Below are 16,189 nucleotides of genomic sequence, written 5' to 3'. Positions count from 1 at the left end.
CCGCACAGGTGGGGCGCTGTGACGCCAATCCTGGAGCCTCATGGCCGACATCGACGTCGAATATGTCCGCACGGATCCCACCTCGCCGCCGGTAGCCGTGATCGACAGATCGCCGATGACGCCGCGCAAGAAGCTCCTGTTCGCCGCCATCGGGCTGCTCGGTGCGGTCTCGTGGGCGATGATCGCGTTCTTCCGCGGAGAGAGCGTGAACGCGGTCTGGTTCGTGCTGGCCGCCGTCTCGACGTACGTGGTGGCCTACCGGTTCTACGCCCGCCTCATCGAGTACAACGTGGTGAAGCCGCGCAACGACCGGGCGACTCCGGCTGAGACCTACGACAACGGCAAAGACTTCATGCCGACGGACCGCCGGGTGCTGTTCGGCCACCACTTCGCCGCCATCGCCGGGGCCGGCCCGCTCGTTGGACCGGTGCTCGCCGCGCAGATGGGGTACCTGCCCGGCACCATCTGGATCATCTTCGGCGCCGTGCTCGCCGGCTGCGTGCAGGACTACCTCGTCCTGACCCTCTCGGTGCGCCGCGGCGGCCGCAGCCTCGGCCAGATGGCCCGGGACGAGCTCGGCCGCGTCGGCGGAACCGCCGCGCTGGTCGGCGTCTACGTCATCATGATCATCGTCATCGGGATCCTCGGACTCGTCGTCGTCAACGCGCTGGCCAAGAGCCCGTGGGGGGTCTTCTCCATCTCAATGACCATCCCGATCGCCCTGTTCATGGGTGTCTACCTGCGGATCCTGCGGCCCGGCAAGGTGTCCGAGGTCTCCGTGATCGGCCTCGTGCTCCTGCTGCTCGCGATCATCTCCGGCGGCTGGGTCGCCGAGACCACCTGGGGTCAGGACTGGTTCACGCTCGGCCCGGTCACCATCGCCTGGTGCCTGATCGCCTACGGCTTCGCCGCGTCGATCCTGCCCGTCTGGTTGCTGCTCGCCCCCCGCGACTACCTGTCGACCTTCATGAAGGTCGGCACCATCGCGCTGCTCGCCGTCGGGATCCTGTTCGTCCGGCCCGAGATCCACGCGCCGGCCGTGACGTCCTTCGCCATCGAGGGCAACGGCCCGGTGTTCGCCGGGTCGCTGTTCCCGTTCCTGTTCGTCACGATCGCGTGCGGCGCCCTGTCGGGCTTCCACTCCCTGATCGCCTCCGGCACGACGCCCAAGATGCTCGAGAAGGAGGGGCAGGCCCGCATCATCGGCTACGGCGGCATGCTCGTCGAGTCGTTCGTCGCGATCATGGCTCTGGTCACCGCCCTGGTGATCGACCAGAACCTCTACTTCGTCATGAACGCCCCCGCCGCACTCACCGGCGCGACTCCCGAGACCGCCGCCCTGTACGTCAATGGCCTCGGCCTCGCAGGTGCTCCCATCACGCCCGCCGACATCTCCCAGGCTGCGGCGAACGTCGGCGAGGCCTCGATCATCTCCCGTACGGGAGGTGCGCCGACGCTCGCGATCGGCATGTCCCAGGTGCTCTCGGGCGTGTTCGGCGGTTCCGCGCTGGCCTCGTTCTGGTACCACTTCGCGATCATGTTCGAGGCACTGTTCATCCTCACCACGGTCGACGCCGGCACCCGCGTCGCCCGGTTCATGCTCTCCGACACCATCGGCAACCTCGGCGGGGCCTTCAAGCGCTTCCGTGACCCGTCGTGGCGCTTCGGCGCGTGGCTCTGCTCGGCCCTCGTCGTGGGCTGCTGGGGCGCGATCATGCTCATGGGCGTCACCGACCCCCTGGGTGGCATCAACACGCTGTTCCCGCTGTTCGGCATCGCCAACCAGCTGCTCGCGGCGATCGCGCTGACCGTGGTCACCGCCGTGCTGGTCAAGCAGGGTCGGGGCAAGTGGGCCTGGATCGCCGGCGCGCCGCTCATCTGGGACCTCATCATCACGATGACCGCGTCGTACCAGAAGGTGTTCTCCAGCAACCCGAAGATCGGGTATTGGGCCCAGCACCAGGCGTTCCTGGACGCCAAGGCCTCCGGTGCCGAGACGTTCGGCTCGGCCGCCAGCCCCGCCGCGATCGATGCGGTCATCCGGAACACGTTCATCCAGGGCACCCTCTCGATCGTGTTCGCGCTGCTCGTGATCGTGGTGGTGGGTGCGGCCGTGGCCGTGTGCATCCGCGCGATCCGGGTCGGCGGGCTCCCGACCACCGAGGACCCGGACCTGCCGTCGCACCTGTTCGCGCCGAACGGCCTCATGGCCTCCCCGGCCGAGAAGGCCGTGCAGGCCGAGTGGGACGCGCTCGGGCGTGGCGGTGACCGCAAGCCGGTCGCGACCGGCGCGCACTGATGGGTACGCCCGCACGGCACGGCGGTGCCGTGCGGGCGGTCCTCGTCGGGCTCCGCAGGGCCGCCGTGGGCGTGCGGTGGTACTGCACGACGCTGATGGGTGACCACGACTACGCGCGCTACGTCGAGCACCTCGCCCGGGTCCATCCCGAGCAGGAGCCCGAGACCGTGCAGCAGTACTGGCGCTCGCGGCACGACTCCCCGGTCCAGGCACGGTGCTGCTGACCGTCCATTGAGTGAACACGTGAACCACGATGTGAGACAGGCACTGAACGGCGTGACAGTGAGCCGTGCGCTGGGCTAACGTATGCGTCGTGCAGCCGATTCTCGTAGTTACCGAGCGCGTCGACTGAGGTCCAGCTCAAGGATCTCGGCCACGCGCTTCCCCCTCGTCCAGCCCGCAAGGGCCGAGGGGTTTTTTTGTGCCACGACAAGGAGAGACCGATGGTCCAGGGACACCACCCGGCACCACCGCGGGGCGGCGCCGTGCGCGCCACTCCCGCGCCCGCCGGCGCAGCACGTGCCGCCACGCCCGACGCACTCGCGACGAGCCACCTCGCCGCGGTGGCCCAGCCCGCCGCCGTCGGGCCGGAGGCGGTCAGCGGCGCGAAGGCGATCGTCCGGGCCCTCGAGGAGGTCGGCGTCGACGTCGTCTTCGGGATCCCCGGCGGCGCGGTCCTGCCGCTGTACGACCCGCTCATGGACTCCACCCGGGTGCGCCACATCCTGGTGCGGCACGAGCAGGGTGGCGGACACGCGGCCTCGGGCTATGCCCACGCGACCGGTCGGGTCGGCGTGTGCATCGCGACGTCGGGCCCCGGTGCGACGAACCTGGTGACCGCGCTCGCGGACGCCAACATGGACTCGATCCCCGTCGTGGCGATCACCGGGCAGGTGGGCGCTTCCATGATCGGGACGGACGCGTTCCAGGAGGCCGACATCGTCGGCATCACCTTCCCGATCACCAAGCACAACTTCCTCGTCACCAACGCGGACGACATCCCGCGCATCATTGCCGAGGCCTTCCACATCGCTTCGACGGGTCGGCCGGGTCCGGTGCTCGTGGACGTCGCGAAGTCGGCTCTCCAGGCGAACACCTCGTTCTCGTGGCCCCAGCAGCTCAACCTGCCCGGCTACCACCCGGTCACCAAGCCGCACTCCAAGCAGATCCGGGAGGCGGCCCGCCTGCTCGCGACCGCTCGCCGCCCGGTGCTCTACGTCGGTGGCGGGGCGATCCGCGCGGGGGCCTCGGCCGAGCTGCGCAAGCTCGTCGACGCCTCGGGCGCCCCGGTCGTCACGACGCTGATGGCGCGCGGCGCGCTGCCGGACTCCCACCCGCAGCACCTCGGCATGCCGGGCATGCACGGCACGGTCCCAGCGGTCGCGGCCCTGCAGAAGGCGGACCTGATCATCGCCCTCGGCGCGCGGTTCGACGACCGGGTCACGGGCAAGCTCTCGAGCTTCGCGCCGCACGCCACGATCGTGCACGCCGACATCGACCCGGCCGAGATCGGCAAGAACCGCGCCGCGGACGTGCCGATCGTCGGCGACCTGCGCGAGGTCATCACCGACCTGCTGCCCGAGCTCGCCCGCGAGCACGCCCAGCGCGGCAAGCCCGACCTCGAGGGCTGGTGGCGCCAGATCAACGACTGGCGCGAGACCTTCCCGCTCGGGTACGCGGAGCCGGAGGACGGCCACCTCGCACCGCAGCACGTGATCCAGCGCATCGGTGAGATCTCCGGCCCGGAGTCGATCTTCGTCGCCGGCGTCGGGCAGCACCAGATGTGGGCCTCGCAGTTCATCAAGTACGAGCGCCCCAACTCCTGGCTCAACTCGGGTGGCCTGGGCACCATGGGCTACGCGATCCCGGCCGCGATGGGGGCCAAGGTTGGCGCCCCGGATCGCGTCGTGTGGGCGATCGACGGTGACGGCTGCTTCCAGATGACCAACCAGGAGCTCGCCACCTGCACCATCAACGACATCCCGATCAAGGTCGCGGTGATCAACAACTCCTCGCTCGGCATGGTCCGCCAGTGGCAGACCCTGTTCTACGAGGAGCGCTACTCCAACACGGATCTGCACACCGGTCACGGCACCGTGCGGATCCCGGACTTCGTCAAGCTGGCCGACGCCTACGGCGCCGTGGGCCTGCGGTGCGAGACCAAGGCCGACGTCGACGCCACGATCAAGCGCGCGATGGAGATCAACGACCAGCCCGTCGTCATCGACTTCACCGTCTCGCGCGACGCGATGGTGTGGCCCATGGTGACGGCCGGGGTCAGCAACGACGAGGTGCAGTACGCGCGGGGAATCTCCCCGTCGTGGGACCGCGAGGACTGAGGCGACATGGCAATGAGCAGGCACACTCTGTCCGTCCTGGTCGAGAACAAGCCCGGCGTGCTCACGCGCGTCGCGGGGCTGTTCGCCCGTCGGGCGTTCAACATCCACTCCCTCGCGGTCGGTCCGACCGAGCACGAGGACATCTCGCGGATCACCTTCGTGGTCGACGTCGAGGACGCGCCGCTGGAGCAGGTGACCAAGCAGCTCAACAAGCTGATCAACGTCATCAAGATCGTCGAGCTCGAAGCGCCGACGTCGGTCCAGCGCGAGCTGATGCTGGTCAAGGTGCGGGCTGAACCCGCTCAGCGCAGCGGCGTCCTCGAGGTCGTCGACCTCTTCCGGGCGCACGTGGTCGACGTCGTGCCCGATACCCTCACGATCGAGGCGATCGGCCGGCCCGACAAGCTCGAGGCGATGCTGGCGGCGCTCGCGCCCTACGGCATCCGCGAGATCGTGCAGTCCGGCACGGTCGCGATCGGGCGCGGCTCGCACTCGATCACCGACCGCGCCTTGGACCGCGTCAGCCGACCGGCCTGACCCCCCCACCGTCTTCCGCACCACCCCCACACAAGGAGATCCACCGTGGCAGAGCTTTTCTACGACGACGACGCCGACCTCTCGATCATCGCGGGCCGCAAGGTCGCCGTGATCGGGTACGGGAGCCAGGGGCACGCGCACGCGCTCAACCTGCGCGACTCGGGCGTCGACGTGCGCGTCGGCCTGCGCGAGGGTAGCGCCTCCCGCGCCAAGGCCGAGAACGAGGGCCTGCGGGTCCTGTCGGTCGCGGACGCGGTCAAGGAGGCCGACGTCGTCGTCGTGCTGGCGCCCGACCAGGCCCAGCGTTCGGTCTACCGCGACGAGATCGCGCCGAACCTGGCGACCGGTGCAGCGCTCGTCTTCGCGCACGGCTTCAACATCCGGTTCGGCTACATCACGCCGCCGGCCGGTGTGGACGTCGTGATGATCGCGCCCAAGGGGCCCGGACACCTCGTGCGCCGCGAGTACGTGGACGGCCGCGGCGTGCCCGTGATCGTCGCCGTCGAGCAGGACGCGACCGGTGGCGCGTGGGCGCTCGCGCTCTCGTATGCCAAGGCGATCGGTGGCCTGCGGGCGGCCGGTATCAAGACGACCTTCACCGAGGAGACCGAGTCCGACCTGTTCGGCGAGCAGGCCGTGCTGTGCGGTGGCGTCTCCCAGCTCATCCAGTACGGCTTCGAGACGCTGACCGAGGCGGGCTACCAGCCCGAGGTCGCGTACTTCGAGGTGCTGCACGAGCTCAAGCTGATCGTCGACCTCATCAACGAGGGCGGCATCGCCAAGCAGCGCTGGAGCGTCTCGGACACCGCCGAGTACGGCGACTACGTCTCCGGGCCGCGCGTCATCGACCCGAGCGTGAAGGAGAACATGAAGGCGGTCCTCGCGGACATCCAGAGCGGCGCCTTCGCCAAGCGGTTCATCGACGACCAGGACGCCGGCGCACCCGAGTTCAAGGCGCTGCGCGCCAAGGGCGAGGCGCACCCGATCGAGGCCGTCGGTCGCCAGCTGCGCAAGCTGTTCGCGTGGGTCAAGCCGTCCGACACGGACTTCGTCGAAGGCCACGCCGCCCGCTGACCGCGCTCCTGCGCCAGGACGTCAGGATCCGCCCGTTCGAGACCGTTTCGACGGGCGGATCCCGGCATCTCGGCCCGGTGCAGTGGCGTGAGGCGCACGGGGTGCAGTTCTCTAGCGGGAAAAGGGTGAGTTCATTGAGTGAGACCGAGATCGATATCGAGTCCGGGGACGAGATCGAGGCGTTCTGGGAGCTCGCGCGGCGCGGGGTGGGGCTCGGCCGCCTGGGCGTGATCGTCGGCCCGAGCCCGTCCGAGAGCGTGCCGCCGCCGGCGTGGGCGTTCGGTGATTCGCCCAAGCTCGCCGACGAGCTCCTCGACCTCGTGCTCATGGGGACCAAGACGGCGACGTCGTCCGGGGCCTGGGAGTACGACGACGAGGCGCCCATGCCCGCGGAGGGCGACCTGTCGATCATCCTCGACGGACGCGGACACCCGCGGGCCCTCGTGCGCACGACGTCGATCCGCGTGGTGCCCTTCGCGGAGGTCGACGCCGACTTCGCCGCCCTCGAGGGCGAGGACGACCTGTCGCTCGAGGCGTGGCGTGCCGGTCACGAGGTGTACTTCACCCGTGGCCTCGCGGCGCGCGGTGCCACGTTCGACGCGTCGATGCCCGTGGTCCTCGAGCTGTTCGAGGTCACGTTCCCGTCGCCGGGGCATGGGGCGCACCGGGGCAGTCGCTCGGTCTAGCACCACCGGGCCTCGGGTGGCGGGGTGAGCGCGGCGACGGCGGCTCGATGTGCCGATGGCGGCGCCTCGAGGTTGTCGAGGACCAGCAGGCTGGCGCCCAGCACCGGTGGTGCCGCGACATGGACGAGGCGGGCGGCGGGCGCGCTGAGTGCGAGTCCGTTCTCGATGCCGGCCAGGAGCCGAGGATCCCGGGCAGCGAGCACGCCGCCACCGAGCACGATCGGCACGCTCGTGCCGAGCAACTCGAGCCGGGTCAGCGCCGCGACCACGAGGGCGACGATCTCTGCACCCTGCCGGTCGACCACGGAAGCAGCGACGGGATCGCCGGCGCGCGCCGCCGCGAACAGCACGGGGGCCAGCGTCGAGAGCACGTCGTGGTGCAACCGCCCGAAGTGCAGGTCCTCGATGACGGTCATGAGGTCAGGGCGCCCCAGCGCCTCGGGCACGAGATCGGTCAGGATGGTCCCAGGTCCGCGGCCGTCGACCGCCCGGGCGGCGTGCCAGATGCTCTGCTCACCGAGCTCGGAGCCGCCGCCCCAATCGCCGGAGATCCGGCCAAGCGCGGGGAAGCGGGCAGTCTTGCCGTCCTTGCGGCGCCCCACGCAGTTGATCCCCGTCCCGCAGACGACGGCGACCGCCTCGGGCTCGGCCGTGCCCGTCCGCATCAGCGCAAAGGTGTCGTTGTCGACGATCACCGGGCGCCGGGACGCGGTGACCCAGCCGAGCCCGGCGATCGCCGCACTGAAGGTCGTGATCTCGACGGCGAGGTCGAGCCCGGACAGGAAAACCCCTGCGCACTCGACCACCGGGTCGCCGAGCTCCGCGAGAACCCGCCGAACCAGGTCGTCGACGATCGCGACCGCGGGCAGGACCCCGATCACCTGGGGGCACGACCCGGTCCCGCGCGCCCGGGCGAGCACCGTGCCCTCGCGGCTCAGTGCCACGACGTCGGTCTTGGTGCCGCCGCCGTCGATCGCGAGCGCCACGGTCTCGGTGCCCACCGGAGGGAGCACGCTCATCGAGCCCACGCCAGGTGTTCTCGGTTGCGGGCGATGAGCAGGTCGCTCAGCCGGGCGGCCCGGTCGTACTGCCCGACGAGGGGATGGGCGAGGAGTGCGCGGGTCACCCGGTCGGCACCGCCGTGGATGGCCGCGTCAAGCGCGAGCCGTTCATAGCCGGCGACGTGTGAGATGAGCCCGACCAGGTCGTCGGGCAGGGGGACGCGCGCGGACGACGTCGCCGTCGAGATCCCCGCGGCTGAGATCGTCGCCGGGACCTCGATCACGTGGTCGTCCGGGAGGAACGGGAGCGTGCCGTCGTTGCGGACGTTGACGATCTGGGTGTCGCCCAGATCCGCGGTGAGCGAGGCCAGCAGGTTCACCGCGGCCTCGGAGTAAAAGGCCCCGCCGCGGCGCGAGAGGGCCTCGGGCTTGGTCATGACGCTCGGGTCGGCGTACTGGTCGAGCAGCTCGTTCTCGACCTCCATGACGGCCTGGGCACGGGTCAGCACCCCCGGAACGAGCTGCTCGGCGAGGACCTCGTCGTGGGCGTAGAAGTAGCGCAGGTAGTAGGACGGCACGACGCCGCCCAGCAGCGTGATCACCCGGCTGGGCAGCTCGATGTCCGCCGCGATCTCGTCGAGGTGGGTGGCGAGGATCTCCGGCAGCCGGTCGACGCCGTCCACCAGGGCCGCCCGCTCCCACGTGAGGTGGTTGAGACCGACGTGGTCGAGGAGCACCGCCTCGGGGGCGACGTCGAGGGTCGCGGCGAACCGCCGCTGGAAGCCGATCGCGACGTTGCACAGACCCACCGCGCGGTGCCCCGCCTCGAGGAGGGCGCGGGTGACGATCCCCACCGGATTCGTGAAGTCGACGATCCAGGCGTCGGGCGCGGCGTACTGGCGGACGATCTCGGCGAGCTCGAGCACGACAGGGACGGTGCGCAGTGCCTTCGCGAACCCGCCCGCGCCGGTCGTCTCCTGGCCGATGCACCCGCACGCGTGCGGAAACGTCTCGTCCCTGTGCCGGGCCTGCTGGCCCCCGATCCGCAGCTGGAAGAGCACCGCGTTCGCGTCCCGGACCCCGGCGACGACGTCGGACGTGGTGGTCACGCGCACGGGGTAGCCCGCGTGGTCGAACATTCGCCGGGACACCGCCGCCACGAGCGCGAGCCGGTGGGCGTCCGGGTCGACCAGGCAGAGCTCGTCGAGCGGGAGGATGCCGCGCAGGCGGGCGAACCCGTCGACGAGCTCGGGGGTGTAGGTCGAACCGCCGCCGATGACAGTGAGCTTCATGACTATCCCTTCACTCCGGTCAGGGTGATGCCCTGGACGAAGATGCGTTGTGCGAGGAAGAAGATGAGGACGACGGGGACCATGGCGATCAGCGTCGCGGCCATCGTGAGGTTCCAGTCCACCGACCGGGAGCTGCGGAACTGCGCGAGCGCGTACGAGATCGGCCAGGCCGACTCGTTCTCGGACGTGTACAGCAGCGGTCCGTAGTAGTCGTTCCACGAGGCGAAGAACATGAAGATCGACGTCGCCGCGATGCCCGGCTTGGCCATCGGCAGGATCACGCGCCAGAGCGTGCGCAGCTCGCCGCAGCCGTCGAGACGGGCCGCCTCGGTGTAGTCCTTCGGGATCGTCAGGAAGAACTGGCGCATGAGGAAGATCGAGAAGGCATCCCCGAGCAGGTTGGGCAGGATCAAGGGCCACAGGCTGCCGGTGAGGCCCAGCTTCGTCCACAGGACGTAGAGCGGGACCGAAGTGACCTGCGGGGGCAGGAGCATCATGGCGATGATGCCGAGGAAGAGCAGGTTCGACCCGCGGAACTGGATCCGGGCGAGCGCATAGGCGGCCGGGACCGACGAGATGAGCATGAGCGCGGTGGCGGCGGTCGCGTAGATGAACGAGTTCCCGAAGTACTTCACCATCGGCAGCTTGTCGAAGACGGTCGCGAAGTTCTCCGGATGCCACGACGTCGGCCAGGAGAAGGAGGTGCCCGCCTGCTCAGGTGACATCAGCGACGTGAGGATGATGAAGGCCAGCGGTGCGAGGAACATCGCCGCCAGGGCGCTGAACACCAGGTGGTCGGTCACGAAGACGACTGCGGAGCGCTTTCGGGTGTTCAACTCGCCACCTCCGGGCTGTAGGCCTTGAACTTGCGGAGCAGGACCGCCATGAAGATCGCCGTGACCACGAACAGCAGGACCGCCATCGCGGAGCCGTAGCCGAGGAGGTTCGCGCCGAACGCCTTGGAGTAGAGGAGCTGTCCGTACGTCAGGGTCGAGCTGTCGGGCCAGCCCAGGAGCGAGCTCGTCCCGGCACCGACCGCGGCCTTGCCCTGGGCGGTCGCCGAGGCCACGGCGGGTTCGGTGAAGTACTTGAGCGCCCCGATGATCCCCGTGATGAGGGAGAACAGGATGATCGGCGCCATGTGCGGGACGGTGACGTACCGGAACGCCTGCCACGAGTTCGCGCCATCGAGCTCGGCAGCCTCGTACTGCTCGGTGGGGACGTCGAGCAGGGAGGCCAGCAAGATCACCATGAGGTCCCCGAGGACCCACAGCCCGAGGAACGTCAGCGCGGGTTTGGCCCACGCAGGGTCGGTGAACCATCCGGGGCCGTCGATCCCGAAGTGCCTCAGGATCTGGTTGAGCGGGCCGTTCTGCGGGTTGAGGACGAACACGTAGGCGATCGTCGAGGCCACCGGCGGGATGAGGGCAGGCAGGTAGTAGATCGTCCGCAGAACACCCGAGGTGCGCCGGGCGCGGGTCAGGACCCACGCCACGAACATCGCCCCGATGATGCGCACCGGGACCAGGATCACGATGAACCACAGGGTGTTCAGCGCTGCGGTCCCGATCAGCGGGTCGCCACCGAACATGTACTTCCAGTTCGCGAAGTTGTTCCACCGTGGCGGGTTCGACAGGTCGAACGCCGTGAACGAGTAGTACACGGTCATGATCAGCGGATAGATGAAGAAGATGACCATGCCGAGCAGGGTCGGGGTGAGGAGCGCGAGGGCGACGAGCTGGCGGCGGCGGCGGACGGTGGTCGGCCGCCGGGCCGGTGCACCCGCCGCCGCCAGAGCGGCGGGGGGTGCACCGTCGACGGGCCCGAGGCCTGCGGCCAGGTCGGGGGTCGGTGACCGCATGGTCAGCTGCCGGCCTGGAGGGCCACCGCAGCGTCGATCTGGTCATCGACGGTGGTGAGCATCGAGCCGAGGTCGTCGATCGTGCCGGCCTGCCACTTCTGCGTCTGCGTGCCCAGGATCGTCTGGTACTCGGGTCCGATGCCGCTCGGCGGCGTGGTCTGCGAGTGGGGGTCCTGGAAGATCGACAGGAACGTCCTGAACTGGTCGGAGACCTCGAGGGCGGGGTCGTTGATGGCGTCGCTCATGGTCGGCACGTTCTTGAGCCCGTTGGAGAGCTTGACCTGGCTCGCGGTGTCCGTCGTGAGGAACTTGATCAGTGCCCACGCGGCCTCGGGGTTCTTCGACCCCTTGCCGATGCCCACGATGTTGCCGGTGATGTACCCGGCTCCGTAGCGGTCCTCCGAGCCCGCGGCGGCGGGGAACGGGGCCGTGCCGTAGTTCAGGTCGGGTGCCTGGTCGGCGATGAACGCGGTGCGGTACTCGCCGTCGAGGTTCATCGCGAGCTTGCCGCTCTGGAAGTCGTTCTCGGCGGAGAACTCCTGACCGAGGGCTGCCTGGAAGGCGCTCAGCTTGTCGAACCCGCCGAGCTTGCCGATCAGGTCCTGCTGCCACTCGAGCAGCGTCTTCCACCCGGCGGACGATCCGACGATCGACGTACCGTCGTCCGCCAACCACTGGGCGTCCGCGGACGGGGCCCAGTGCGACTCGGCGTTCTCGTAGTAGCCGAGGAGGGGCATGAAGCCCAGGGTCTTGATCGACCCGTCGTCGTTGAAGGTCGTCAGCTTGACCGCCATCGTGGTGAGCTCGTCGAGTGTCTTGGGCGGTGCGGTGAACCCGGCCGCGGCCAGGAGGTCCTTGTTGTAGTAGAGACCGTAGACGTCAGCCAGCGCGGGCATGGTGCAGCGGGTTCCGTGGTACTGGGTGTAGGACAGCACGGTCTGGGGGATCTGGGTCAGGTCGACCGCGTCACGGGTGATGAAGTCGGCGAGGTCGACGAAGTCCCCGGACGAGCAGAGCGTGCCGACCTGGTCGGTGGAGTACGAGAGCCCGACGTCGATGGCCTGGCCCGCCGAGATGGCCTGGCGCATCTTCTGGTCGTCCTGCCCCGACTTGACGTCGACGGTGACGCCCGGATTCGCCGCTTCGAAGTCGTCGACGACCGACTGGATCACGTCGGCCTCGCGATCGGAGAAGAAGTGCCAGAACTCGACCTTGCCGGACAGCGTCGCCGGGGCGGTGGCCGCGGCGGTCGGTCCGGATGCGGCCGATCCGCTGCAACCCGTCAGGGAAACGGCGGCGGTGACCAGTACTGCTGTGGTGACAAGCAGGGAATGCCTGCCGATGCGAGGACTCACCATGTGCTCCGTTCGTTCGGTGAACGTCGACTCCGTCGACCGGCAGGTTGCCGGGGCGGGTGTGCTTGTGCGGGGGTTCAGTCGGGATCAGGTGACGAGATCGAGCAGGCGGTTGCGCAGCGCCGCGGCAACCACCGTTCGGGCCCCGCGCAGGACGGGGTGGTCGGGTACGGCGGTCGCGGCGACCGAGGGCGACCAGCCGGTCGTCTTGCGGATGCTCGCCTGCACCAGCTCGGCGAGGAGGTCGCCCCCCGCGGCGCCGGTCGGCCCGCCGAGCACCACGATGTGCGGGTCGAGCACCGCGAGCACGGGTGCGACCGCGAGCGAGATCCGGGGAGCGAGCTCCGTCAGGACGGCGATGCGGTTCGGGTGGGTGGCGAGCGCACCGACGACGACGTCCGACGAGCGCCCGTGCACGCCGTGGCGGCGCGCGATCTTCGCGACGGCTGCGCCGCCGATCAGCCCCTGGAGGTCGCGCGCCGCGGGATCCAGCTCGGCCGCGGTTCGCGGTGCGGGGAGGTACCCGATCTCGCCGGCGCCTCCCGCGGCGCCGCGGTGCAGGCGTCCGTCCAGGTCGACCGCGAGCCCGAGGCCCTCGCCCATCCACAGCAGGGCGAAGTCCTCGGTTCCGCGGCCAGCGCCCTCGGCCCGTTCGGCGACCGCTGCGAGGTTGACGTCGTTGTCGATCAGGACGGTGACGCCGAGAGCGTCTTCGAGCTGCGCGCGCACCGCCTTGCGCGGCCAGCCGGGGAGGTAGCCGGTGAAGGCGAGATCGTCCGTCCGGGGGTCGACAGCGCCCTGGAGGCCGACGATCACGGTCACGACGGTCCGGGTGGTCACCCCCGCGGCCTCGCAGGCAGCGCTGATCGCCGCCGAGATGTCACTCACGGCCGAGCGGTCCTGGCCAGTGCGGGCGAGCGGGACCTCGGCGATCGGGTAGGCGGTGCCCAGCGCGTCGACCAGGGTGGCGCGAGCGTGCTGGGGCTGCAGGTCGATGGCCACCGCACAGGTGTTCTGACCGAGCACCCCGTAGGACGCGGCATGGGGGCCGCGCGCCGTCGAGACGTGGCCCACAGGGGCGATCAGGTCAGCTCGCTCGAGCCGGGTGACGACCTGGGAGGCAGTGGGTTTCGAGAGTCCGGTGAGCTCGCCGATCTGCGACCTCGTCAGCGGTCCGCGATCGATCAGGAGGGCGAGCGCGGTCCGGTCGTTCATCGCGCGCAGGAGTCCGGGTGTGCCGGGTAGGCCCTGGGTACGGGTCATGATGTCCTCCACCTCGACCTCGAGGGATCGTCGTTGCGGATCATCGGTGATCTGCGACGCCGTCAAACTAACAGTAAAGTTTCCTAATAGTAAAGACCGAGACTCAGCGACGTTCATAGGGCGAGATGAGCATCCCGAGGCGTGGGACAATGGACTAGGCTCACGGTCATGAAGCGCACCCTCGAACTGGCAGTCATCGCTGGCGACGGCATCGGTACCGAGGTCGTCGAGCAGGGGTTGATCGCGCTCGATGCCGCGCTCAGCGGGCAGGACGTCGTCGTGCAGACCACGGCGTTCGACCTGGGCGCCAAGCGCTGGCACGCGACGGGCGAGACCCTGACCGACGACGACCTCGCCGCGATCCGCACCCACGACGCGATCCTGCTCGGCGCGGTCGGCGACCCGCAGGTCCCGTCGGGCGTGCTCGAGCGCGGGCTTCTGCTGCGGCTCCGGTTCGCGCTCGACCACTACGTCAACCTGCGCCCGAGCAGGCTGTTCCCCGGGGTGACCTCCCCGCTCGCCGATCCCGGCGAGGTCGACTTCGTCGTGGTCCGCGAGGGCACCGAGGGTCCGTACGTCGGCAACGGTGGCGTGATCCGGGTCGGCACGCCGCACGAGGTCGCGAACGAGGTGAGCGTCAACACCGCCTTCGGCGTTGAGCGTGTGGTGCGCGATGCCTTCGCGCGGGCCGCGGCGCGGCCGCGCAAGCAGCTCACCCTCGTGCACAAGCACAACGTGCTCGTCTACGCCGGGCATTTGTGGCGTCGCACCGTCGAGGCCGTCAACGCCGAGTTCCCCGAGGTCACCGTCGACTACCTGCACGTCGATGCCGCGACGATCCTGCTCGTGACGAACCCGTCGCGGTTCGACGTCATCGTCACCGACAACCTGTTCGGCGACATCCTCACCGACCTCGCCGCGGCCATCACCGGCGGGATCGGCCTGGCCGCGTCGGCCAACATCAACCCCGATCGGGATGCCGCGGGCCACGCCGTCGCGCCGTCGATGTTCGAGCCCGTGCACGGCTCGGCCCCCGACATCGCCGGTCAGGGGATCGCGGACCCGACGGCGACCGTGCTCTCGGTCGCGCTGCTGCTCGACCACCTCGGGCTCCCGGTCGCCGCTGCTCGCGTGGAGCGTGCGGTGGCCGCCGACCTGGCGGACCGCCCGGCCGGTGCACGACTCCGCTCGACCGTCGAGGTCGGCGCCGACCTGGCCGCGCGTATCCGCGCTTGATCTGACGACCGGGTCCGCCGCCGTGAACCCGGCCTCGACCCCGGGTACCGTCGTTCTCGTCTACCTGGTGAAAGGCCCTTTTCATGACTACGACCTCTGATCTCGACGCTGCTGGCCGCCTCGACCGCGCCGCCGCGGCGTTCGAGCTGCACCGCACCGACAGCCCGCTCCCGCCCGCCGAGCGCACGGCTGCGATCGCCGCCCCCAAGTTCGGCACGGTCTTCACCGACCACATGGCCCGGATCACCTGGACCGCCGTCGTCGGCTGGCACGACCGGCGGGTCGAGAAGTACGGGCCGCTCCTGCTCGACCCCGCCTCCGCGGTGCTGCACTACGGGCAGGAGATCTTCGAGGGCCTCAAGGCGTACCGCCATGCGGACGGGTCGATCTGGACGTTCCGGCCGCAGGCGAACGCGGCCCGGTTCGCCGCCTCGGCCCGCCGGCTCGCGCTGCCCGAGCTGAGCGAGGACGACTTCCTGGGTGCCATCGCGGCGCTCGTGCGCACCGACGTGGAGTGGGTGCCGTCCGGCGGAGAGACGAGCCTGTACCTGCGACCGTTCATGTATGCCTCCGAGAAGTACCTCGGCGTGCGCACCACCCTCGAGGCCGAGTTCCTCGTCATCGCCTCCCCGGTCGGCTCCTACTTCGGCGGGGTCGTCGCGCCGGTGTCGATCTGGGTCTCCCAGCACTACCACCGCGTCGGCGCGGGTGGCACGGGTACCGCCAAGTGCGGCGGGAACTACGCCGCGAGCCTGCTGCCGCAGCAGGAGGCCCACGACCGCGGATGCGAGCAGGTCTGCTTCCTCGACGCCGCCACGAACACGATCATCGAAGAGCTCGGGGGCATGAACGTGTTCGTCGTGCACGCCGACGGACCCGTGTCGACCCCCGCGCTCACCGGCTCGATTCTCGAGGGCGTCACGCGCTCGTCGATCATCGAGCTGCTGACCGACGCCGGTCACGAGGTCGACGAGCGCACGATCTTGCTCACCGAGCTTCAGGCGGGGATCGCCGACGGGTCGATCGCGGAGGTCTTCGCCTGCGGGACGGCGGCCGTGATCACTCCCATCGGTCGGCTCGCGGGGGAGGACTTCGACCTCACCGTGGCCGACGGCGGGGCCGGCGACCTGACGAGTCGCATCCGCGCCCAGCTGACCGACATCCAGTACGGCCGCGCGGAAGACCGTCATGGCTGGCTGCGCCGGCTGGTGTGATGGCTGGCTGCGCCGGCTGGTGTGATGGCTGG

The 16,189-nt window shown here is 69.8% G+C and carries 14 protein-coding genes; 8 read left to right on the top strand and 6 right to left on the bottom strand.

The window, feature by feature from the left end:
• Window positions 1-40 precede the first annotated feature (40 nt).
• The 6 genes from VTA80_RS04140 to VTA80_RS04115 all read left to right on the top strand — a co-directional run bounded on the left by VTA80_RS04140 (window position 41) and on the right by VTA80_RS04115 (window position 6,935).
• Window positions 41-2,299, top strand: coding sequence for a carbon starvation CstA family protein (locus VTA80_RS04140; protein WP_407344143.1), 2,259 nt, complete (start codon window positions 41-43; stop codon window positions 2,297-2,299).
• The gene (locus tag VTA80_RS04135) at window positions 2,299-2,523 is read left to right on the top strand and encodes a CstA-like transporter-associated (seleno)protein (protein ID WP_407344142.1); all 225 of its coding nucleotides are present in this window, start codon (window positions 2,299-2,301) and stop codon (window positions 2,521-2,523) included. The genes VTA80_RS04140 and VTA80_RS04135 overlap by 1 nt, the downstream gene beginning before the upstream one ends.
• A gap of 219 nt (window positions 2,524-2,742) precedes the next feature.
• Window positions 2,743-4,638, top strand: a complete 1,896-nt coding sequence (locus tag VTA80_RS04130; protein WP_407344141.1) for an acetolactate synthase large subunit — start codon at window positions 2,743-2,745, stop codon at window positions 4,636-4,638.
• A gap of 12 nt (window positions 4,639-4,650) precedes the next feature.
• Entirely contained in the window at window positions 4,651-5,175 is a 525-nt protein-coding gene (gene ilvN, locus VTA80_RS04125) for an acetolactate synthase small subunit (RefSeq protein WP_407344140.1), read from the top strand.
• Window positions 5,176-5,220: 45 nt separating this feature from the next.
• Window positions 5,221-6,249, top strand: a complete 1,029-nt coding sequence (gene ilvC, locus VTA80_RS04120; protein WP_407344139.1) for a ketol-acid reductoisomerase — start codon at window positions 5,221-5,223, stop codon at window positions 6,247-6,249.
• A gap of 125 nt (window positions 6,250-6,374) precedes the next feature.
• On the top strand, window positions 6,375-6,935 hold the full coding sequence (locus tag VTA80_RS04115) for an ASCH domain-containing protein (RefSeq protein WP_407344138.1): 561 nt from the start codon (window positions 6,375-6,377) through the stop codon (window positions 6,933-6,935).
• On the opposite strand, the gene VTA80_RS04110 is transcribed toward VTA80_RS04115, so the two are convergent.
• The 6 genes from VTA80_RS04110 to VTA80_RS04085 form a co-directional block, all read right to left on the bottom strand.
• On the bottom strand, window positions 6,932-7,954 hold the full coding sequence (locus tag VTA80_RS04110) for an N-acetylglucosamine kinase (protein ID WP_407344137.1): 1,023 nt from the start codon (window positions 7,952-7,954) through the stop codon (window positions 6,932-6,934). The genes VTA80_RS04115 and VTA80_RS04110 overlap by 4 nt on opposite strands.
• Window positions 7,951-9,228 carry a 6-phospho-beta-glucosidase gene (locus VTA80_RS04105; RefSeq protein ID WP_407344136.1) on the bottom strand — a complete coding sequence of 426 codons (1,278 nt, stop codon included), beginning with the start codon at window positions 9,226-9,228 and terminating at the stop codon, window positions 7,951-7,953. The genes VTA80_RS04110 and VTA80_RS04105 overlap by 4 nt, the downstream gene beginning before the upstream one ends.
• A 2-nt stretch (window positions 9,229-9,230) precedes the next feature.
• On the bottom strand, window positions 9,231-10,064 hold the full coding sequence (locus VTA80_RS04100) for a carbohydrate ABC transporter permease (protein WP_407344135.1): 834 nt from the start codon (window positions 10,062-10,064) through the stop codon (window positions 9,231-9,233).
• Window positions 10,061-11,089, bottom strand: a complete 1,029-nt coding sequence (locus VTA80_RS04095) for a carbohydrate ABC transporter permease (RefSeq protein ID WP_407344134.1) — start codon at window positions 11,087-11,089, stop codon at window positions 10,061-10,063. The genes VTA80_RS04100 and VTA80_RS04095 overlap by 4 nt, the downstream gene beginning before the upstream one ends.
• A 2-nt stretch (window positions 11,090-11,091) precedes the next feature.
• The gene (locus tag VTA80_RS04090) at window positions 11,092-12,444 is read right to left on the bottom strand and encodes an ABC transporter substrate-binding protein (RefSeq protein ID WP_407344133.1); all 1,353 of its coding nucleotides are present in this window, start codon (window positions 12,442-12,444) and stop codon (window positions 11,092-11,094) included.
• 87 nt (window positions 12,445-12,531) lie between these two features.
• The gene (locus VTA80_RS04085) at window positions 12,532-13,707 is read right to left on the bottom strand and encodes an ROK family protein (RefSeq protein ID WP_407344132.1); all 1,176 of its coding nucleotides are present in this window, start codon (window positions 13,705-13,707) and stop codon (window positions 12,532-12,534) included.
• Between the two features lie 168 nt (window positions 13,708-13,875).
• On the opposite strand from VTA80_RS04085, the gene VTA80_RS04080 reads away from it, so the two are divergent.
• Both VTA80_RS04080 and VTA80_RS04075 read left to right on the top strand, forming a co-directional pair.
• Window positions 13,876-14,943, top strand: coding sequence for a 3-isopropylmalate dehydrogenase (locus VTA80_RS04080; RefSeq protein WP_407344131.1), 1,068 nt, complete (start codon window positions 13,876-13,878; stop codon window positions 14,941-14,943).
• Window positions 14,944-15,026: 83 nt separating this feature from the next.
• Complete coding sequence (locus VTA80_RS04075; RefSeq protein WP_407344130.1) at window positions 15,027-16,157, top strand: branched-chain amino acid aminotransferase; 1,131 nt, start codon at window positions 15,027-15,029, stop codon at window positions 16,155-16,157.
• Window positions 16,158-16,189: the final 32 nt, after the last annotated feature.

This window comes from Pengzhenrongella phosphoraccumulans (assembly GCF_045689905.1).
Taxonomy (GTDB): domain Bacteria; phylum Actinomycetota; class Actinomycetes; order Actinomycetales; family Cellulomonadaceae; genus Pengzhenrongella; species Pengzhenrongella phosphoraccumulans.
The sequence above is the reverse complement of the archived record's forward strand: the minus strand, read 5'-3'. Positions and strand labels throughout refer to the sequence as shown.

Coding starts and splice junctions, on each gene's coding strand:
- VTA80_RS04140 (WP_407344143.1), top strand. CDS start 41: ATGGCCGACATCGACGTCGAATATGTCCGCACGGATCCCACCTCGCCG.
- VTA80_RS04135 (WP_407344142.1), top strand. CDS start 2,299: ATGGGTACGCCCGCACGGCACGGCGGTGCCGTGCGGGCGGTCCTCGTC.
- VTA80_RS04130 (WP_407344141.1), top strand. CDS start 2,743: ATGGTCCAGGGACACCACCCGGCACCACCGCGGGGCGGCGCCGTGCGC.
- ilvN (WP_407344140.1), top strand. CDS start 4,651: ATGAGCAGGCACACTCTGTCCGTCCTGGTCGAGAACAAGCCCGGCGTG.
- VTA80_RS04110 (WP_407344137.1), bottom strand. CDS start 7,954: ATGAGCGTGCTCCCTCCGGTGGGCACCGAGACCGTGGCGCTCGCGATC.
- VTA80_RS04105 (WP_407344136.1), bottom strand. CDS start 9,228: ATGAAGCTCACTGTCATCGGCGGCGGTTCGACCTACACCCCCGAGCTC.
- VTA80_RS04095 (WP_407344134.1), bottom strand. CDS start 11,089: ATGCGGTCACCGACCCCCGACCTGGCCGCAGGCCTCGGGCCCGTCGAC.
- VTA80_RS04085 (WP_407344132.1), bottom strand. CDS start 13,707: ATGACCCGTACCCAGGGCCTACCCGGCACACCCGGACTCCTGCGCGCG.
- VTA80_RS04080 (WP_407344131.1), top strand. CDS start 13,876: ATGAAGCGCACCCTCGAACTGGCAGTCATCGCTGGCGACGGCATCGGT.
- VTA80_RS04075 (WP_407344130.1), top strand. CDS start 15,027: ATGACTACGACCTCTGATCTCGACGCTGCTGGCCGCCTCGACCGCGCC.